At 32.3% G+C, this 20,964-nt stretch carries 15 protein-coding genes; 9 read left to right on the forward strand and 6 right to left on the reverse strand.

Annotated features, from left to right (window positions below; translation table 11 throughout):
• Positions 1-513: hypothetical protein (locus CVD18_RS22560; RefSeq protein WP_158250429.1), on the forward strand; the 513-nt coding region annotated here is incomplete at its 5' end.
• A gap of 6 nt (positions 514-519) precedes the next feature.
• Positions 520-1,068, forward strand: a complete 549-nt coding sequence (locus CVD18_RS22970; protein WP_199185069.1) for a hypothetical protein — start codon at positions 520-522, stop codon at positions 1,066-1,068.
• 267 nt (positions 1,069-1,335) lie between these two features.
• Here CVD18_RS22970 and CVD18_RS10595 read toward each other — a convergent pair whose 3' ends face one another.
• Together CVD18_RS10595 and CVD18_RS10600 are read right to left on the reverse strand one after the other, a co-directional pair.
• A complete protein-coding gene (locus CVD18_RS10595; protein ID WP_103865416.1) occupies positions 1,336-1,788 on the reverse strand; it encodes a hypothetical protein in 453 nt (150 codons plus the stop codon).
• Between the two features lie 173 nt (positions 1,789-1,961).
• Positions 1,962-2,828, reverse strand: coding sequence for a LysR family transcriptional regulator (locus tag CVD18_RS10600; protein ID WP_103865417.1), 867 nt, complete (start codon positions 2,826-2,828; stop codon positions 1,962-1,964).
• A 96-nt stretch (positions 2,829-2,924) separates the two neighbouring features.
• Here CVD18_RS10600 and CVD18_RS10605 point away from each other — a divergent pair, with 96 nt between their 5' ends.
• From CVD18_RS10605 to CVD18_RS10615, 3 genes are all read left to right on the forward strand, one after another.
• On the forward strand, positions 2,925-3,473 hold the full coding sequence (locus CVD18_RS10605; protein WP_103865418.1) for a carboxymuconolactone decarboxylase family protein: 549 nt from the start codon (positions 2,925-2,927) through the stop codon (positions 3,471-3,473).
• A 350-nt stretch (positions 3,474-3,823) separates the two neighbouring features.
• Positions 3,824-4,510 carry a DUF2490 domain-containing protein gene (locus CVD18_RS10610; protein ID WP_103865419.1) on the forward strand — a complete coding sequence of 229 codons (687 nt, stop codon included), beginning with the start codon at positions 3,824-3,826 and terminating at the stop codon, positions 4,508-4,510.
• A gap of 206 nt (positions 4,511-4,716) precedes the next feature.
• Positions 4,717-5,928, forward strand: a complete 1,212-nt coding sequence (locus CVD18_RS10615; protein WP_103865420.1) for a bifunctional alpha/beta hydrolase/OsmC family protein — start codon at positions 4,717-4,719, stop codon at positions 5,926-5,928.
• Positions 5,929-6,426: 498 nt separating this feature from the next.
• Here the strand turns inward: CVD18_RS10615 and CVD18_RS10620 are convergent, their stop codons facing one another.
• Together CVD18_RS10620 and CVD18_RS10625 are read right to left on the reverse strand one after the other, a co-directional pair.
• Complete coding sequence (locus CVD18_RS10620) at positions 6,427-9,126, reverse strand: fibronectin type III domain-containing protein (RefSeq protein ID WP_103865421.1); 2,700 nt, start codon at positions 9,124-9,126, stop codon at positions 6,427-6,429.
• Between the two features lie 497 nt (positions 9,127-9,623).
• Positions 9,624-12,890: a M36 family metallopeptidase gene (locus tag CVD18_RS10625; protein WP_103865422.1), complete on the reverse strand. Its 3,267-nt coding sequence runs from the start codon at positions 12,888-12,890 to the stop codon at positions 9,624-9,626.
• A 644-nt stretch (positions 12,891-13,534) separates the two neighbouring features.
• On the opposite strand from CVD18_RS10625, the gene CVD18_RS10630 reads away from it, so the two are divergent.
• A complete protein-coding gene (locus tag CVD18_RS10630) occupies positions 13,535-14,110 on the forward strand; it encodes a superoxide dismutase family protein (protein WP_103865447.1) in 576 nt (191 codons plus the stop codon).
• A gap of 220 nt (positions 14,111-14,330) precedes the next feature.
• The gene (locus tag CVD18_RS10635) at positions 14,331-15,515 is read left to right on the forward strand and encodes an LETM1-related biofilm-associated protein (protein ID WP_103865423.1); all 1,185 of its coding nucleotides are present in this window, start codon (positions 14,331-14,333) and stop codon (positions 15,513-15,515) included.
• Positions 15,516-15,523: 8 nt separating this feature from the next.
• Here CVD18_RS10635 and CVD18_RS10640 read toward each other — a convergent pair whose 3' ends face one another.
• Both CVD18_RS10640 and CVD18_RS10645 read right to left on the reverse strand, forming a co-directional pair.
• Complete coding sequence (locus CVD18_RS10640; RefSeq protein WP_103865424.1) at positions 15,524-16,147, reverse strand: hypothetical protein; 624 nt, start codon at positions 16,145-16,147, stop codon at positions 15,524-15,526.
• A gap of 5 nt (positions 16,148-16,152) precedes the next feature.
• A complete protein-coding gene (locus CVD18_RS10645; RefSeq protein ID WP_103865425.1) occupies positions 16,153-16,647 on the reverse strand; it encodes an RNA polymerase sigma factor in 495 nt (164 codons plus the stop codon).
• Positions 16,648-16,792: 145 nt separating this feature from the next.
• Here CVD18_RS10645 and CVD18_RS10650 point away from each other — a divergent pair, with 145 nt between their 5' ends.
• Both CVD18_RS10650 and CVD18_RS10655 read left to right on the forward strand, forming a co-directional pair.
• Positions 16,793-18,088, forward strand: coding sequence for an NAD(P)/FAD-dependent oxidoreductase (locus CVD18_RS10650; protein WP_103865426.1), 1,296 nt, complete (start codon positions 16,793-16,795; stop codon positions 18,086-18,088).
• Positions 18,089-18,748: 660 nt separating this feature from the next.
• Positions 18,749-20,902: a TonB-dependent receptor gene (locus CVD18_RS10655; RefSeq protein WP_103865427.1), complete on the forward strand. Its 2,154-nt coding sequence runs from the start codon at positions 18,749-18,751 to the stop codon at positions 20,900-20,902.
• Positions 20,903-20,964 lie beyond the last annotated feature (62 nt).

Raw genomic sequence — 20,964 nt, forward strand, 5'->3', positions numbered from 1 at the left:
GCTATCATACTACTATTTGTGGGATTTTTGAGTATTAGACCAAAAATTAAAGAAGAAGTAGCTTATAAAAAATTTGAACGCTTTTTGTTATCATTACCCAAGTTTAAGATTCCGCTAGATACTGTAAAAGTAGATGGATTCCACTGGCGAGAAAGCATTCCTGTAGACATATATGATAATGAATTAGACCCAAACGACCCATATTTTTATGGAAGTTCAGAGTATAGCTACTCCAATAAGTATCATAAGGATAAAGCAGTTACAAAGTTTAAAAGCAGTGTGTATATAACCATACCCTATGAGGGGTTGGGGCATAAAATCAAGCTGTATATACCTATTGAGCATACTGTGATCAATATGAAGTTCTATCTAGAAAAAGAATTACCGATCTATGTAGAGAAGGTAAAGGACGAAGACATGACAGAATATCTTAGGTTTTTTCTTGATTTTAGATTTTTAGAAAGCCCACATATTTCAATAATAGCCACAGAATTTTTAGAGAAAAAGGCATAGGTTATAATGAACCATCCTATCTTTTTTGAAAATCATATATATAGAACATATGAAAAAATTAACCTCGAGAATATAAATCCCTATAAAAAAGGGGTGATTCAAGCCGTATCAGATTCTTTTTTAGTACAAGACAAAAATTACTTTTTTTCATCAAATAGAAAATTAATTTTAGATAGAATAAATGGAACAATTACCTTACCTAGATTTCTTTTTTTTAAATCAAAAAAAAGAAAATTTAGTCAGGTACAAGCTTTTATTAGGATATCGGGTATTCCTGATGATTATGGAGGAGAGAGTATTGTTGAATTATATATTAAAGAAAAATATGAAAACTTTAAATTTCAATTAAAAGCTATCAATTCAAAAAAGCACATAACTCATACAAATTTTCAACCAGAAGTATCTGAGATTAAATCTTATTGGAGTTTTATAGTCTGGTATATGGATAAAAATAGACCTTTCCCATCAGGTACAGCTTTTGATAAATATAGACGATGTGATTTTGACCGTCGAAAAGCAGAAGGGTTTCCCCCTCCTTTATCAAAGTTTTATTGATACACCAGAAGACACATTAGAACAACAAAAGGAACGAGAAAAAATTGGTAAATGGTAAGCTTTTAATATCTTGATTATAAAAAAGAAAGCCTGCTTACACAATATTAAGATCGATAGAGGATAATTGTATGAAAAATAATATTTTAATTGTTGTACTCCCCTCTCTACTACTCTATAATATACGCTACCCCTAGCTATTTGCTAGTGAGAGTATAAGTAAACAGTAATGATATAAAATACAACCACATCCTTGATGTTGTGTTTATATCAATCCTTCCATTTTTTTTCAAACATTTCGATAAAATCAAAGAACACTTTATTGGATTCACTAGAATGTTGATTTGCCGATCCTAGTGCTATTTTTTTTCCATTATTCAAAGTCATACTATAAGAGGTTCCCCCTCTTACAGTAATGGTACTGCACTTTACTATATCTTTATAGTTGATCTTTCCAGTTTTCTGGGATTCCATTGTATCTTCATTCAACCATAATTCATCAATAACAAAAGTTGTTTTGACAACCATTAGGGTTGGTACAAACATAAGTACAACAAATACAGGTATGATAATTTCAAGACGTGTGCTTTTTAGCGAAATAATATTCATCTCTAATAAAACCACAAATACTATCCCAAGTAGTAAGAAACAGCTGATAAGAATTACAATTTTTAAAACAATCTTGCTATAATCTGATATTGATAATTTGTATTTTTTTTCCATTTATTTAATTGCAGTTACTAAATTCATCTTGATAAAAATAATAATATTATCAAGATCAGGATATGCGAGTCAAGAAAAATTATCATAAAAAATATTTACTCTTTTTTTGCAAGCAATATCTTTGACTAGACTAGTAATATAGTATCGATATTAATCATTTGATGAGAAAAATTTTAAGCTACAGATGCAATCGTATTTTTAATTAATCGTATAAACTCATTTAACTCTCTATGCTGATAATTTTTTTCCCATACCAAAGATATTTTTCTTGTAAAATTTGCATCTATAATAGGAATAAATTTAACTTCGGGGATAGAAAATACGGGTTTAGGCATGAGTGTTACTCCCATCCCCGATGCCACCAAAGCAATAACTGTTTCATTATTATCTGCTACAAAATTGATGTTTAAACTAATCTCTCTTTGTTTTAATTCATTAAATACATCGGTATGAAGCACACATTGGCTTCTTTCTATAAACCTCTCTTGCTGTAGTTGTTTTAAAGAAATTCCATTTTGATTAGAAAGAGGATGATCACAAGAGATAAGAAAATATAATTTTTCTGTTGCTACTGTCATTTTCTCAAACCTAACCTCATCAATATCTTTTTCTGTAAAAAAAGCATCAACCTTGTTTCTTTGCAAAGCATTTAACAAAGCATCATGTTTTTCTTCAACAATATTAATATGCAATACAGAATTCTTCTTTTTGTAATCATTTACAAAATGAAGCACATCATTGATTGAGACATTTTGTACAAAACCTAATTTTAGAGATTCAACATTTCTGATATTAAAATCCTCTTCAATTTCATACCACTGGTGAATCATCTTTTTTGCTTTGGGTAAAAAATCTTCTCCATGTTGCGTGAGTTTTACACTCCTATTATTTCTTTCAAATAGCTTAACCCCCAAATGTTCTTCCAGTTTTTTTATTCCCGAAGAAAAAGTAGATTGCACCACATGTACTTCTTTGGCTGCCTTTGTGAAGTTTTTTGTTGTTGACAGGGTCACAAAATATTTTATAAAATGTAAATTCATAATCGTTTTTATAGATTACTCTATCTAATAAATCTGTTTTGAAGATGATTGTAAATTTAAGAAATTCGAGCTTACAAACTCTTAAAATAAAATAACATGTCAAGTTTTAAACAAATAGAAATAGAAGAAGCTCAAGGAAAAACCAAAGACCTATACGATACTATCACGGCTGGTTTTGGAGGAGTTCCTAATTTATTTAAAATGCTAGGACAAACTCCCGATATTCTAGAAGCTGTACTTGCACTCAATTCTGGTATTACCAGTGGAGAACTTACTGCCAAAGATGTAGAACAAATTGCATTGACCGTTTCTTCTATCAATGCTTGTGATTATTGTATCGCAACTCATGTAGAAATAGGCTCACAATTCAAAATCCCTAAAGTAGAATTATTAGATAATATACAAGGTATGTCTAATGATTCAAAAATGAGAGCAATTCTCAATTTTGCTAAAGAAGCAACCTTACACAGGGGCAAAGTTAGTCAAGAATCTATAAATACCCTACATTCTTTTAATATCGGTAACAAAACAATTATAGAGATTCTAACGGTAGTGGGGTTGTATACATTTTTGAATTACCTGAATCACTTGACACAACCTGTCATTGATTTCCCTAAGGTTGAATATGCTCCGTTACAGGTATAAAAAACAACACCCTTTTTCTGTATTTACTATCTTTTATATAACGCAAACATCTAAAAAAAACAGAAAAATAATTATGTAACACCTAATATCAATCTTTATAGAACAATCGTAATGTGCATTTTTAATTGATTATAGAAACGTCATTTTTTGCTAGAATCAAAAAATAAAAAAACCATCTAATACGCTGTAGATCAAAATTCTACAATCTTAACATTATTTAATGTTTCTTGCAATAATTTTATGAATGTACTGGTATTAGTTTGTTTTATCTTTGCGTTTAGTTTTTTCAAATCAGAATTTCTACAGAGTTACTCATTAATTTTGATTCAAAATTAAAATATCAACACACAATGATCACAAGAAATTTATTTCTATTAGTAGTACTACTAGTTACAATCAACTTCTCTAATGCACAAAATAATGGTGAAAATGAATTAGGAGCCTGGTATATGTATTTTGGTACCAATCGCATTACAGACAAACTTAGTATTCACTCTGAAGCGCAGTTTCGTTTTTATGAGGTAACCAATACTTTTAATCAATTATTACTAAGAACTGGGGTCAATTATCATATCAATGATAAAGCAATCGCGACTGCTGGATATGGTTTTATTAGTACCGACGGTAGTTTTGATGATATCCCTGGTGAAGAAAATGCCAAAGAACATCGGATTTTTGAACAATTTATTCTAAAAAATAATGTTGGTAAATTCAAATTTGAACATAGATATCGTCTTGAACAACGGTTTATAAGCACTCTAACTGACGATTTTACAGAACACAGGGCTAGGTATAGATTACAACTCACCTACCCTATCAATGATCATTGGTTTTTGAATGCGTATGATGAAGTTTTTATCAACCTACAAGAACCTCTTTTTGGGCAAAACAGATTGTATGGAGCAATTGGGTATAATGTAAAATCCAATTTTAGTATACAACTAGGCTATCTCAAAAATCATTTTACAGGAGTTAATTATGACAGGCTTCAGCTTGGAGTAATCTACAATACCGATTTCAGGAAAAAAAATCAATAAACAGGTTTCTATTATAAAGGTGATTTACACTTTTTACAAAAAGCTACCATTTGTTATATACAGATGGTAGCTTTTTTATAATCTACATTTCTGATAGCGTCTCAAACAGTATAGTTTTTGTATTTCCATTTAACACATTTTTAACCATTTGTATACGTCATGTTTATCTTAAAAATTCGACTTTTAAGATAAATAACCATAAAGATATGAGTCTAACCAAAGTAACTTTTACCAATCCTGAAGGTCAAACGCTTTCTGGTCGCCTAGAGCTTCCTGCTGATCAACACCCTCATAATTATGCATTATTTGCACATTGCTTTACTTGTACCAAGAACTTAGGAGCAGTGAGAAATATCAGTCGTAGCCTTACTAATCGAGGTTTTGGAGTCCTACGATTTGATTTTACTGGATTAGGCGAAAGTGAAGGAGATTTTGAAGATACTAATTTCTCTGGCAATGTCAATGATCTCATAGCAGCTGCAGATTTCTTATCAAAAAATTACAATGCCCCTTCCTTACTTATTGGCCATTCTTTAGGGGGAGCTGCTTCAATTTTTGCAGCAACAAAAATTTATAGTATCAAAGCTATAGCTACAATCGGTGCACCTTCTAATCCAAAACATGTTACGCATTTATTAAAAAGCAATTTGGAAGAGATAAAAACCAATGGACAAGCAACTATCAATCTAAGTGGTAGAGATTTTACAATAAAAAAACAATTTCTGGACGATCTGGAAAGCAAATCACTTCCTAAAATTGCCAAAAATTTAAACAAGGCTCTATTAGTACTACATTCTCCTCAAGATACTACAGTTACAATAAAAAATGCAGAAGAAATTTATCACGCTGCCAGACATCCTAAAAGTTTTATTTCTCTTGATGGAGCAGACCACTTGCTTATGGAGAAAAGAGATTCGTTGTATGTAGGAAATGTTATCGCGGGGTGGGCATCTCGATATGTAGATATTGCAGAAGAACCAAAACTAAAAAGTAATCATCAGGTGGTTGCCAGTTTAGGAAATGTAGAAGGGTATACCACACAAATGAAGGTTGGAAATCATTATTTAATTGCTGATGAGCCTAAGCAAGTAGGCGGAAATGATTTTGGCCCCTCACCATATGAGCTTGTATCTGCGGGATTATCTGCATGTACAGCAATGACTATAAAAATGTATGTTGCTAGAAAAGGATGGGATTTACAGCATGTAGAAGTACATACTAGTTATAGTAAATCTCATATTCTTGATTGTAACAATTGCGACGATCCCAACGCTAAGATTGATACGTTTAACAGAGAAATCAAAATTGAAGGAAATCTAGATGAAAAACAGATTACCAGAATTCTACAGATTGCAGACAAATGTCCTGTACATAAAACATTACATAATGATACACAGGTAATCACTTCTCTTCTCTAAAAAAACATAATACCCCCTCTCTATTATTATACGAGAGGGGGGGGATAAAAAAGATAAATTATATACGTAGATCATTAATCCCACCTTTTATAATTCTACGTACTTAATATCTTTTATCTATCTATTTTATAAACATATTTAATAACAAAATTTGATAGTAGAAAACTACATAAGCTTGAGTTTTTTTGAATTGTAAAAACCAGAAAACGTACAGAGAATAAGCTATTTCCTAATCAAAACTTATATTGAATTAATTTTAGTCATATAAAAATCAATTATTAAACACCTAGCAAGGTAATAGTTTAAAAAAAAGAAAAGTCCTGAATCTATATAGAGTTGAAGATTCAGGACTTATTTATCTTGATTTATAGAAAATAATAATTTTTTGCCTTTATCTCTCAACTTTTATTCTATCATGTTATAAACAAAGTCGCCAACTCTAATAGAATTGGCGACTCTGAATAACTGATAAAATGTTTATTGTGTGATTACAAAATTTTATTGTTTAATCAATCTCTGTGTTTTTACAACATTACCTTCTTTATCTTCTATAGAAATCATATAAATCCCCGAGTGTTTAATTTTGGGCTGTAAAAAGACATTGGTATCAGAAGACATAAAATCAACTTCTTTTTTATGAACGACATTGCCTCCCATATTATATATAATAACAGTATATGTTGTATTATATTTTGATGGTAGCGATGCAGTTATATTAATTGTATTTATAAATGGATTAGGATAAATTCTAAACGTTTCTTTCTTATAAACTTGATTTGTATTTTCTCTTAAAACATTTAGACTACAAGCACCTGTTTTTGTCCATGCAGATTCCCAATAAGATCCTGTACCCGGAGCATATGCCCATGCAGCAGAAGATGAACACCATCCTGGTTCTTTACAAACAAATTTTTGGTTTTCGTTTTGCACTTCTTGGTTACGGTTATAAGATGTACCTGCTACATACTGTACGATACCATTACAACCACTACCACCTGTAGTTTCTGTAAAATTAGCTGTTATGTTTTTATTTGAATTCATAACAACAGTTGCTGGATTTGTAGCCCCTGACAACGAACCTCCCCATCCATCAAATTGCCATCCTGATGCTGGAGTTGCTGTAACTGTGACTGAGCTACCACTATTATGTGTTCCTCCTCCAGTTACACTTCCTTGTCCAGTGGTATTTGTAGTTAAAGTATATGAAGTAGATGATTGACCTCTTTCATAATTTGCATATACCGAGTACTTATAATTAGTTTGAGATCCACTACCGTAATTAGAAGGCATATTATTTCCGCTTGTAGACCAACTTGATCCTGTTGCTTCATATCTACCTGGACTACCCGAGGCATATGCAATCCCTGGATTATTAGAAAATATCCAAGCAATCCAAATGGTATCACCATTACTTGCAGTAACAGGGCTTTGTAAAGAAACTGTTTGCCATCCACGAGCAGATCGTACTGCTGTTTTTGATGTTTGTCCTATTCTATTACCTGGTACGCCATTATTATCGGCATACACTCCTATTTGAACATCTCCTGAGCCGCCTGCAATATGAAATGCAACACTTTGCAATGTACCATTCTCACTCATTGTATATGGCATTGCTCTACGTGTTGAATGTTTGGAGTCATTACCCCCTACTGTTGTAACACCAACTTTATATAATGTTGTAGAACCATCCAATGTGGTTATATTTTTTACAACACTATATCCAGAGCTATTTCCTGCAGCATCCTTTGCTTTTAATTTGAAGGCATATGAGGTATTAGGGGATAACCCATTTACATCATACCCTGTAGTTGTAGCACTTCCTACTTTTGAATTGTTCTGATAGATATCATACCCTGATACTCCTACATTATCTGTAGATGCATTCCAACTCAATGCAACTGAATTCGAAGTAATGCTTGATGCCGCTAAATTAGTAGGAACTGTCGGTGCTTCTGTATCGATAACACTCGTATTATTCTTTATGGTTACCACGCTACCATTAGAAGGGTTCCAAATATCAAGATTCCTAGGTGTTGCAAATACATTGCTATTAGACACTTCTCCTACCTGCGAGGCATTATCAACTTTGATTGTTCTGACTTCTATTTTGTTTTCATCTACAAAAACCCATTTAAATTGATTAAACTTCGCAGAGTTTCGAGTCCATATTTTGCTATCATCATTACTTCTTAATGGAGCTCCCCAACATCCTTCTCCAGCATATACGGTTCCATTTTGATTATCTCTTATAAACCCTTCTTCACTTCCTGATCCTGTAGCAGGACGAACAGGCCAAGTGGTTTTTACAGTATGTGCATCACACTCTACTACAAGTTTTACTCCCTTGTCATAAAATAATTGCGCCCAATTACTATATTGGCTATTTCCTTCTCTTTTTCTTGAAACATGAGGTCTCATAGGCTTGTGATACTGCGCCATTTTCCAAATAGTATTGGGATTACTATTGAGATCATTTCGTAACCATGTGGTTTGACTTCCTGAAATAGAAATTTCTGTGTTAAGTGTGTAGGTTCTTACCAGATTATTACCAAAAGTAATGGCATAATATACACTTGATGAGGGTACATCAAAAAGGTTATAGATACTATTGTTACTATCCTCATGATTTCCTCGTGTGGCTACAATAGGAAACATTCGTTTATCATTGGCAATAGTTAACTGCCAATCATTAAACCAATCAATCCATTCACCATTACTATCACCATTGGTCATATCTCCCCCAAACAGTACGGCATGAGGTTTAAGTTTTGCAACCAAGCGATTTGCATTTTTTCGTGGAGTTCGGTTATTCCTTGAATCACCACCTGCTACAAAAGATAACTTACTATTATCTGCTGGTGCTGTCTTAAACCAAAACCGCTCACTCGTTCCTTGACTATCTCTAATCACAAAATAATATGCTGTATTAGGGGTAAGCCCCGTAAGACGAGCAAAGGTGTTATTCATTCCTTTATAGTATACTGTTCTATCTGGAGTTTTAGAATTTGCATAGTTACTATAATTCGTTCCATGATCGGTTGTTCCATAATGAACAACAGGGTTGTTTCCTGAGGTTTGGTCCCACCCTACGACTATTGAAGTCGATGGATTACCCCGTAAAGTCAAACGATACTTACCGTTTGAAGCATAAATCTGACACCCTAAAAGGATTGCCAGAAGGATACATAATTTTCTCATAATAATATAGTTAAGTTTTTATCAGTCAATGAGCTAATTAACCAACAAATTGATAATTTAGTATTTTTTTTATCAATATTCTCGCATTAAATATGTCCACAATTACGCTAGATTAGATATCATGCGGGGTACACAAGATTCATTTCTAGACTATTTTAATAGAGTAATAAAGATATACTGTCAATTTATGATATTATTTGCCCTTTTTTATTCTTAATTCATAGGATATTTAGTGAATAACTCTAATAGCAAGTGCAAGATTTTTTTATAAGAATACGTTTTCAAAAACAACTATTTATTATCCTAAGATAGATCTAATATCATTTCTTGATTAAAATTACCTCCTAATTTTTTTCTTTTTACTTTATACTTCTAAATAAAAATATATCAATAGAGATGCTGTCAATAATCCTCAAACTATTTACAGGATTCAAAACAAAGAAGACCGTTTTGAGAAAACGGTCTTCTTATACTAAAGTTTAGTATCTATTTTGTTATTATTCTATAATAAAACGTTGGATACTTTCATTCTTATCAGCATTCTGAATTTTTAGTATATACATACCAGCTTCTAAAGTATCAACATTTATAAGGCCATTACTATCTAGTTTTCCTTCTTTAACTACTTGTCCTATTAAATTAACAACAGTATACGTAGAATCAGACAATCCATTTTTAGGAAGTAACACATGAAGTGTATTTCCTTTTTTCAACGGATTAGGGTATATACTTACAGTAGATAACTTTCCTTCGTCTTCAGTTCCTAATACGGGAATTATATCTCCAAAGGTTTCTATTCTTTCTGTAATCAATGTTCCTCCGCAAGTTCCTTCATAAATTTTCACATTAGAGAAAATTGAGTTATTTCCGCTACTTGCATCATTATCATTAATAAATACCAAACGATCCATAGCTCCTGTATAAAAACTACCTACAGGAATTACATACTTTTTGGTACCACTGGTATAATCATCATAATTAGTTACGCCATAATTTTGTGTTCCATGAACCTTAAAATATCTTGCAGGAGTAAGTGTATTATCATTCTCGAAACCAACACCGTGAATTTCACCTTCTGCAGTACTACTGAAATCAAATTCTATAACTGTATTTGCAGTTACATTATAATTCATGGCTATATATTTCCAAGTATTATTTTGTAGTGATAATGCTGTTCCTCCATTCTGAACAGAGAAGTTTCCTGCATTATCCTGATTAGAGAATGCGGTAATCTGAAAATCATTAAAATTGATTGCACTACATACAGGGTCAGGACCAGTTGTTCCATTTTGAATGCTCACTGCATCTATTGCAATATCACTTTGCCAACCACTGTTTCCACTACCTGTTACAACATTAAATCGTAACTGAACGCTTGCTTTTCCAGCATAAGCAGATAGATCCACATTAGCTGTATTCCACCCCGTTCCCTGAGCTCCTGTTTTACTAAATACACTACTCCATGTACCTGTATTATCAGTTCTTGCTTCAACAGCTAATGAATTTATAGCACTACCGACCATATGGTATTGAAATGTAAGTGTTGGTGTTACCAGACTGCTAAAGTTTAAACAAGGAGAATTTAAAATTGCTCTTTTATTAGGAGATGCTGTACCAGAAGCTTCTACATATAAGTAAAAAGTACCATCAGCTGCATTAGCAGGCCCTGTACCATTAGAAGGAGTTCCTCCAGAGTTTCTTGTCCAATCCAGATCATCTCCAGAAGAGGCTTGTGACCATTGTCCTAAATTTGTTTCAAAACTTTCTGTGAATGGGAATGAAGCTACATCACCAGAACAATTACCTGTTCCTGGATCTGGCCCACCATCACAAGGATCTAAGAAAGAAACCGTTTGATCGGTATTACTATTAGTACCTCCATTGGTATTCTCATTGGCATCTTTACCTACACCACGACCAGCAAAGGCTTTCCATATCAAACATTTATATTTTTCGTTGTATAAATCTCTATCTGCCTGTAGTATCCCGTCTCTACCAGAAACAAATCCTGGATTATTGGCTGTGTTTTTCAACCCTTCGATTACCAATGCCATAGCAATATTATTCCCACCAGTTCCATTATAAAAATCAGGATCAAATCCTTCTTGATCTATTATCAACCAAGTCATATCCCATAAGATAGTAGCAAAAGCATACCCTACACCATGTGGTACTCTCAGACCATTGATATCTGCATAATCAGTACCATTGATCGATTTATCTGTAGAATAAGGAGTAGGTCGTATTCCTGCTCCAGAGGTTGCTTGTCCTAATGCATAAGTACCAACTCCTCTCTTTTTTACTCCCGTATCACTAGCTTTCATAGTAAGCATAAGGCCAAACCAGTCAGACCAACCTTCTCCCATTTGCTCAGATCCTCCTAGAGCATTTGTAGAAGGCCCTCCTACTAATCTGGTAGATATACCATGTCCGTATTCGTGAGCAATAATCCCGTTATCAAAATCACCGTCACGCTTTGGGTTTGTCCTATTCCAAAGATACATTTGCATTCTTGGGTTACTCCCTTCAGGAGGTGTTCCAAAATTAGCATTGTTAACACAGTTTGTTCTAGGATCATTACAAGTAACGCTTCCGTCTTGAGCATCAGCATATACAAAATCATTCCCTCTTCCTCCTTTGCCATAATTATTTTCCTGAAAATTACCACTTGCTTCATTAAAACCGTACTGATACCATACATCATGCATAATATTATTCCAGTAAAACAAATTGGTAATTGCAGCATCCATATAACTTGTAGGTTGTTGATTAAGATTTAACGGAAAGTTAAAATCAAGACTTGACGACCCATTAGGCGATGCCCCTGTACCATTATTACCATTTGCATCATCTTGTGCCCAGACATTATTTCCTCTAGTAATAGTATGTTCTGCTCCAGAGGCACCATTGGTATCATGCCATCCATAAGGAGATGCATTTGTATTAGCAGGGTTTGTTACTATAGATCGGTCCCCATGTATCGGGCTTTCTATTGGCATTGCAAATACATTATAAGAATCTGGAGCCATTGTAGTAGTTGACTCTTCTGCTACCGTTACTATATTTTTTATAGCTGGCTCTCCACTATGAGTATGGTTTGTGTGATCTTCAGTTTCAAAATTACACTTTACTACCCAGTTATTCTCATATATAATCTCACCTGTTGATGCATCTACATAACTATTCCACCAATTATGGCCGTTTTTTTCATATAAATTCACATTCCAACATAGATGTAACTTCCCGTTATGTAGTTTATATACTTGTTTGACATTAATAGGTTCGTTATCTCCTGTAATACCTGAATCCACATATTGAGAAACATTATTATCATTTGATTTACTTGCCGTTTTAATCAATCTTTTTGCAGACGGTAAGTTATGTGCTCTTATAACCGCTTGTATTGCTGTAATTTCTGTTGAAGAAGCTTTTGCTAAAGTAACCTTTGATTTTAAGTTTCTAATAAACTGATCTATCTCATAAGTAACTTTTTCTCCTTGAACCGTAAGTTTATAAGATCCATCAACTATCGGGATGTTATTAAATAGCTGATTTACATAAACATGGGTTATCCCTGGTTTTAATGAAGGAACTTCATCTGTTATTCTCCATTCTGAAAAGTCATTAAAGGATGAAGAAGTTTTTGAGGTCTCACTTTGTGTAACATTACCAAAGTGCTTTCGAACGATCTCGCTCGAGTTCTGTGCAATAAGCGTTTGTCCAACTATAAATAATAGTATGGCAAACGAGTACTTGTTTTTCATAAAAATTAATTTTGAGTTTGTGTACCGTAAAATTAACAAAAACTCAACTTTTTATTTAAACAAATAAGAAATCCACATATAGTTAACAAAAATTAACAATTATATTAAAAAACATTTAACAATTTCTGTTTTCAAATAAAATCACATGCTTAAATTTTACTCAGCTATTGTAAACACATAGCTTCCTGCATTATTTCTTTGCCTTATATTATTTTACTCTAAAACATAACACCATAAATACCATCATTTTTTTATGGCTAAAAAGTAATTATTATTATTCACTTTCTTATAACTAACGTTAGTTAACTCCATATAAAACAGTTATTTGATTAATAATAATCATAAAATATTAAACAAAAAATTCTTGATAGTGATCCCCTATCACATATTCTTTTTATCAAAAAAACCAAAATTTATAAGTATCTGACATACTGCACTTAAACAAAACACATCAACAGAATAGCATATTACGGGATTTCTCATTTATTATTTTGTCATAAACTAAAACTACATTATATTACGTTTACATAACCTAGTACCTAGAGAGAAATTATAAAATAAGTTATAATCATATTCATAATTATTTATTAAAATGATTGTTGACTTATTCTATCTCACCATTGGAAAACAATAAATACAAACAGATGAAAGCTTTAAGGTTGATAGTACTTGCTTTTTTATCAATTACTGCATTGAGTTGTAAAGGAGAAAAAAAAGAAACAACAAATCAAAAAAAACACTCAAAAACTACTGATGAAGAAGAAGAAATCACAACATTAGCATTTGCCATGCAACCAAAAAATGGTAGTAAAGCTTCTGGTAAAATAACTTTTATCGAGTATGCTGGTATGGTAAGTATGGAGGCCGTAATAACTGGATTAAGTGAAGGGGAACATGCTATTCATATTCACGAAAAAGCTGACTGTTCTTCTGATGATGGTAAATCTACTGGAGGGCACTGGAATCCTACAATGGAACCTCATGGAAAATGGGGTGCAAAAGAAGGCTATCACAGAGGAGATATTGGCAATTTCAAAGTAGATTCTGAAGGTAACGGAAACATCACTTTTGCTACCAATGAATGGTGTATTGATTGCGATGATGATAAAAAAAACATTCTAGGAAAAGCAATTATCGTGCACCAAGGAATTGATGATTTCACCTCTCAACCTTCTGGTAATGCAGGAAATAGAATAAGCTGTGGAGCTATTATACAATAACATGTTATAAGAATAACCTTCAAAATATTACTTCGCTAGTATAAATTATAAAATCCTTATTGATAGTTTTAAGTCCTTATTCATAGTACTCTGACTGCCAATCTCAACAAATTCTTATTACACATATAAGTAACCTTAATATTCTTATCATTTAATTTATAATTTTGCAAAAATAGCATTTGATCAAAATAAAATTAACTTTGTAGCAAATAAATAGCTAATGAATCCTTCGACTTCTGGTTGGATAGAAAAATTTTTACGAGATCTGGATGATAATTCGCATTTACCACAATGGTCACTCGATGAATTATATCTACATCTAAGACGAGTAGGCTTTATCTATGGTACTTCTATTGATACTATCATAATTAATAACTCTGGTATTATATATTCTGAAGAAGAAAAGACAAAGACTAATTTATTTACTGCATTGGTTGTTACTTATTATGATACTATTGAAAATGCTGGAAAAAGTGATTGTATAGAAGCTTTGATACAATTTTATAGCTTTTTGGATACTAAAAAATCTATTTTTTCTTTTGGAAATATCCTTCCTTCTAATAATAATGAAAAGCTAGAAAAAATTATACATGCTCGTATACAAACAAATGAATCTATTTTTAAGAAGAACTTTAGTCATTTATTAACCAATGCTTTACTATTTATTGATGTATTAGCATTTGAGTATTTTTTGATCTACGATAAAGATCCTTTTGGATATGCATCAAAATTAGAAGAAACCTTAACAAACACTGCTTTTCTTGCCTTAAATTCAAAAAAAGAGCAAGATAAATATGATAAACTATTAGTCAAATTATTTTCTTCATCTGTACGGTATACTAATATTTCTAATGAAGAAGAAACTAGTTTTGATTATATAGAATTAGATCCATATACTGATGAAATTGAAAAGAAATATATTTTAGATCTTACCAGTATGGCAGTTTGGAATGATGAAGAGTTTGATAAAAATGAACAAGGATTTATGTATGCTTTAGGTACTAAACTTGAGGTTTCAAAAACTATACTCAAAGAATCTATATACCTAGTTCGTTCTTTTATCAATGATTACAAAGAAGAAATTTCATTTTTCAACTATTCGCATCCTGCTTTACATTTTTATCAACAAACATCTAAAACGGTAAGCATATTAATTTTAAGGAATAAAAACCGATTAATTAAAGAAATCTCAGAGAGTAAAGATCTGATGATTTTGTTAGGGCAATCGACCACTCGAGATTTATCTAAAGAAGAAAAACAACAAGTAAAAAAACAATTATTAGACATCTGTAAAACAGTACCTTCTCTTGCAATTTTTATTCTACCAGGTGGGAGTCTTCTACTTCCTATTTTGATTAAATTTATTCCTCAGTTATTACCTTCTGCATTCAACGAAAACAAGTAGTCTATTATTTATAAATCAATTTTTTCAAGAGCTTTATAATTTCTTTGTAACCTACGAGTGAAGATTCCATAAATCACTCTATAAAATAAGGCGATTAATACCACAAACACTAGAGTAATCAATAATGTACTCACTACAATAAGCCAAACGGGAGGTTGGTTTCCTAATGCTTGACTCTGAAACTCATCTGTAAAGAAGATAATATATCCAACTGTAGCCATCATTATAAAGGCAAAAAAACCAATATTTACCCATATATAGTGCCGAACCGTCTTTCTAGTTTTGAGAATGTTATTCATCAATACTTTTGCGGAATCAGTTGTTTCTATTTTTTTATAATTTAAATAAAAACGAACAATAAAATATATAAGAATACTATAATATACTACAGTGGTTATGGTGCCAAATGATTCTATACTTCCTTTCTGAAGTTTAGCATGCATTCCATTTAATCTAAATACAACATCTAAAGAGGCCCACAACAAAAACTCTAGGATACTAATAATAAAAATCCACCTTACAATAGAAGAAGATTTTTTTAATATCATTTGATATATTTGTTGATATGTCAATTTAGGAAGCACATCTTCTTGCTTCTTCCAGTTTTTCTTTAATAATTCTAATTCATCCATTAATATTACGGATTTAATATTTTTTTCAATTTTGTTTTTACTCTGTTCATCTTTACCCGAGCATTTACCTCACTAATTCCCATTGTCTCAGATATCTCTCTGTATGACTTATCTTCAAGGTATAAAAAGACCAAAGCTTTCTCTATATCATTCAACTGCTTTACTGCAGCATACATCAATTTCAATTGCTCTTCTACCTCATCGTCATATTCTTCTAATTTTATCTTAAAATTTACAGTATCAAGATCTGACGTTTTGATAGCTCTCTTGGATTTTCTATATAAAGTAATTGCTGTATTTAATGCAACTCTATACATCCATGTACTAAATTTTGCGTCTCCTCTAAACTTAGGATATGCTTTCCAAAGCTGTATCGTTATTTCTTGAAACAAATCATTATGTGAATCGCTATCACTGGTATAAATACGGCATACCTTGTGCACAATATTCTGATTTTGCTCAAGACTCGCTACAAAACTATGTTCTAATTCTTTATTCACTTTGGCTAGTTACATCTTATATGTAGTCAAAAAAGTATATCTGTTACAAATAAAAATAAAAAGTATCATTTTTAGGTTACAAAAACAATGAATCTGTAGGGTATATTGCTTTATCGTTTTATCTTTGTAAAACAACATATTTCTTATGAATATACCTTATACTAACTTGCCAAGATTGGTTATCATAGGCGGTGGTTTTGCTGGAGTTGCATTAGCTCGAAAAATGGTTAAAGAAGATGTTCAGCTGGTATTATTAGACAGGCACAATTATCATACTTTCCAACCTCTTTTGTATCAAGTATCTACTGCTTCTCTTGAGCCAGATTCTATAGCATATCCATTACGTAAAATTGTAAAAAAAGGTAAAAATACTTTTTTTAGAATGGCAGAAGTAACCGCTATTGACCCTGATACTCAATTCGTACACACCAATATTGGTAGTGTCTCGTATGATTATTTGGTTATAGCTACAGGAGCTCGAACCAATTTTTTTGGCAATACTACCATAGAAAATAATGCGATGCGTATGAAAAATCTACCGCAAGCATTAAATTTACGTAGTTTGATGCTAGAAAATCTTGAGCAAGCTGTTATCACTACAGATCTTGAAAAAAGAAAAGAGTTGTTACGATTTGTCCTTGCAGGAGCTGGCCCCACAGGAGTAGAGCTAGCGGGTGGGATTGCTGAATTAAAACTGAATGTACTCCCCAAGGATTATCCTGATATGGATTTTGACGACATGGAAATTCATTTGATAGAAGGCGCTCCTCGAGTACTCCCCCCAATGAGTGAACGCGCATCAGAAAAAGCAACTAAATTTTTAAAAAAACTTGGGGTACATATTCACACAAATACTCAGGTAAAAAATTATGAAAATAACCTGGTAACTACCACTACAGATTTATCGCTCAAAACAGCTACATTTATATGGTCTGCTGGAGTTACAGGAGCTCCTGTCACAGGTATAAAAGCTGAATCTTTAATTCCAAGAGCCAATCGCTATAAAGTAAATGAATTTAATCAAATAGATGGATATGATACTATTTTTGCTATTGGAGACATTTCTGTAATGCAAACCAAAGACTATCCAAAAGGACATCCTATGGTGGCTCAACCAGCGATACAACAAGGTGGTCATCTAGCAAAAAATCTAAAACGACATATCAGAGGTAAATCAATGATTCCTTTTTCTTATTTTGACAAAGGGTCAATGGCCACTATCGGACGTAACAAAGCTGTAGTTGACATTGGGAACTTTAAGTTTGGAGGTTTCTTTGCCTGGTTCGTGTGGATGTTTATTCATTTATGGTTTCTAGTAGGTTTTAGAAATCGATTTGTTACCTTCTTTAACTGGGTATATAATTATATTAACTATGACAAAGCTGCCAGGTTAATAGTACGGTCATTCAAAAATAAAAAAGATACAATAGAGCGGGTTTAGCGCCAAATTGACCAGATAATAAATAAGTAACCCCATCTACATCAAATTGTAAGTGGGGGTTTTATTTTCTTAATTTCAGTAGATTACATACAACTTTCCTTGCTTTTTTTAATCTGACAATGTATTTATACCATTTCCAACTTAAATTTACTCGATAAAACCGCGCCTTTTTGTCTAATACCATTTACACTTTGAATTTACCGCAATAAAATTCTCTTTTTCGCCTATGCTTCAAAATAAAAATTAACCGTAGCTAATGGCTATGCTGAATTTTTCTTCTTTGCATAAACAAAAAATAGTTGATTTCCTTTTTACAGTAAACTCAAAGTATAACTGGTATAATATTTCAAAATAAAACACGGCCGTAGCCCTGCTATGCTTGAATTCTCTTTTCATCTAAGTCAAAAATCCATCATTTTTCTTATGAGTAAATTTAAATCAGAACTGGTATTATTAAGACCAACAACATAGTCATCTCCTTATTATTCCTCTACTCAAACACAGCACTTCCAGCCTTTTGAGATATCTTTTTTAACATCATATTATCATGAGACAGCTACAATACAGTTAGTCCTTAAAATTCTACAGTTCGGTAAAATTGAATTCTATTTTATCAGTACATAGTACATTTTTGACCTGTCAATAAAAAACAATATACTCATGAAATTACTCCTTACTTTTACTTTTATATTTCTTTTTATAGCTACGAATGCACAAACCACAATTAGCGGAAATGTAACCGATTCTTCTGGAATTCCTATTCCTGGCGCCAATGTATACCTCAACGAAACTTATGATGGCGGGTCTACTGGAGAGAATGGATCTTTTTCTTTTACTACTACAGAAACAGGAGAACAAACATTACTTATTTCTTTTCTCTCTTTTGAGACATATACACTAGTATCTGATGTTGCTGCTATGCAAAATCTAAAAATTGTACTACGAGAAGATGTTAACTCTCTTGGTAGTGTTGTTCTTAATGCAGGAACTTTTTCTGCTGGAGACAACAGCAAAACAGCTGTACTTACTCCCATAGATATTGTTACTACTGCTGGTGCAGCAGGAGATTACATAGGTGCCTTCCAGACATTACCAGGCACCTCTACTGTGGCAGAAGATGGTAGACTTTTTGTACGTGGTGGAGATGCTAGTGAGGCAAATGTATATATCGACGGGCTCAAAGTGTTTCAACCTTTTAATGCAACTACCAATAATGTCCCTACCCGAGGTCGTTTTTCGCCTTTTCTTTTTAAAGGAACCAACTTTTCTACTGGAGGATACTCTGCAGAATATGGTAATGCCTTATCAAGTGTTCTATTGTTAAATACTATTGATGAGCCAAATCAGGAAAAAACTGATATCTCAATTATCAATGTAGGGTTAGGTATTGGTAATACTCAGCGTTGGAAAAAAAGCTCACTTAGTGTGAATGCTTTTTATCTTAATCTAAAACCATATCAAGAAGTTATTTCGCAACGTATGAAATGGATAAAGCCTTATGAATCTTTATCTGGTGAGGCTGTATACCGTCATAAATTTGAGAACGGATTATTAAAGGTATACGGAGGAATCAATTATACAAACTTTGATCTGATTCAAGAAGACATCGATACCCCAGAAGGAATCAATTTTGCTCTAAAAAACAGAAACCTATACCTCAATACTTCTTACAAAGGTGATCTGGGTAATGATTGGACTATAACTACTGGTGCTAGCTTTGCAAATGATCATAATGATATTAAAATTGTAAATACTCCTATAGATAACAATGAGAATAGTTTTCATTTTAAACTAAAACTTAGAAAACGTTTTAGTAATAGGTTCAAACTAAATATGGGTGCAGAACAATTCATCACCACTTTTTCAGAAAAGGCGTCAATTCCTAATTTGGATACTTTCAGAAGTACTTTTGACAACACCAGTACTGCTATTTTTACAGAGGGCAATATATTTTTAAGTAAAAAATTTGCTATGCAATTAGGAGCCAGAGGGGTTCATAATAGCTTATTATCATATTCCAAAATTTCTCCCAGAGCTTCTCTAGCTTATAAAACCTCATCAAAATCTCAGATATCATTAGCCTACGGTGATTTCTATCAAAATCCACAACAAAACATATTAAAATATACCTCGGTACTAGAGCCTGAAAAATCTTCTCATTATATATTTAATTACTTATATCAAAACAATAAAAGAACTCTGAGAGCAGAAGCCTATTATAAATCATATGATGCACTTATAAAATACAATACCAACACTCCAGAGTTTACTAGTTTATATAACAATAATGGTAGTGGATATGCGGCAGGATTAGATGTTTTCTGGAGAGACAACAGCTCTATAAAAAACTTTGAATATTGGGCAAGTTATTCTTATCTAGATACTCAAAGAGATTATAAGAATTATCCAGAAAAAGCAACACCGAATTTTGCAGCAAAACACAATGTATCTCTTGTTACCAAATATTGGATAGAGAACTGGAAATCTATGATAGGTACAACCTATAATTTTGCTTCAGGACGACCCTACAATGACCCCAATCAATCCATATTTCAGAATCAAAAAACACGCACCTATAATTCTCTCAACCTAAACTGGGCATATCTTATTAGCCAACAAAAAATTCTTTACCTATCAGTTTCAAATGTATTGGGATCTAATAATGTGTTTAATTATCAATACTCGAATACTCCTAATACCCAAGGAAATTTCAATAGACGAGCAATACGCCCAAATGCTGATCGCTTTTTTATTATCGGATTCTTTTGGACTATTAGTGATGATAAATCAGACAACCAATTAGATAATTTATAAGTTAATACATCTTATCTGAAAAAAGGTTGTAAACCAGATTTACAGTTCATCCTTATAAAATT

The organism is Aquimarina sp. I32.4, from assembly GCF_002924285.1.
In the GTDB taxonomy this organism is placed as follows: Bacteria; Bacteroidota; Bacteroidia; order Flavobacteriales; family Flavobacteriaceae; genus Aquimarina.

Excerpts from the sequence above, each read along its gene's own strand:
- CVD18_RS10595 (WP_103865416.1), bottom strand. The coding sequence starts at position 1,788 with ATGGAAAAAAAATACAAATTATCAATATCAGATTATAGCAAGATTGTT.
- CVD18_RS10655 (WP_103865427.1), top strand. The coding sequence starts at position 18,749 with ATGAAATTACTCCTTACTTTTACTTTTATATTTCTTTTTATAGCTACG.
- CVD18_RS22970 (WP_199185069.1), top strand. The coding sequence starts at position 520 with ATGAACCATCCTATCTTTTTTGAAAATCATATATATAGAACATATGAA.
- CVD18_RS10615 (WP_103865420.1), top strand. The coding sequence starts at position 4,717 with ATGAGTCTAACCAAAGTAACTTTTACCAATCCTGAAGGTCAAACGCTT.
- CVD18_RS10620 (WP_103865421.1), bottom strand. The coding sequence starts at position 9,126 with ATGAGAAAATTATGTATCCTTCTGGCAATCCTTTTAGGGTGTCAGATT.
- CVD18_RS10600 (WP_103865417.1), bottom strand. The coding sequence starts at position 2,828 with ATGAATTTACATTTTATAAAATATTTTGTGACCCTGTCAACAACAAAA.
- CVD18_RS10630 (WP_103865447.1), top strand. The coding sequence starts at position 13,535 with ATGAAAGCTTTAAGGTTGATAGTACTTGCTTTTTTATCAATTACTGCA.
- CVD18_RS10650 (WP_103865426.1), top strand. The coding sequence starts at position 16,793 with ATGAATATACCTTATACTAACTTGCCAAGATTGGTTATCATAGGCGGT.
- CVD18_RS10640 (WP_103865424.1), bottom strand. The coding sequence starts at position 16,147 with ATGGATGAATTAGAATTATTAAAGAAAAACTGGAAGAAGCAAGAAGAT.
- CVD18_RS10625 (WP_103865422.1), bottom strand. The coding sequence starts at position 12,890 with ATGAAAAACAAGTACTCGTTTGCCATACTATTATTTATAGTTGGACAA.
- CVD18_RS10610 (WP_103865419.1), top strand. The coding sequence starts at position 3,824 with ATGATCACAAGAAATTTATTTCTATTAGTAGTACTACTAGTTACAATC.
- CVD18_RS10635 (WP_103865423.1), top strand. The coding sequence starts at position 14,331 with ATGAATCCTTCGACTTCTGGTTGGATAGAAAAATTTTTACGAGATCTG.
- CVD18_RS10605 (WP_103865418.1), top strand. The coding sequence starts at position 2,925 with ATGTCAAGTTTTAAACAAATAGAAATAGAAGAAGCTCAAGGAAAAACC.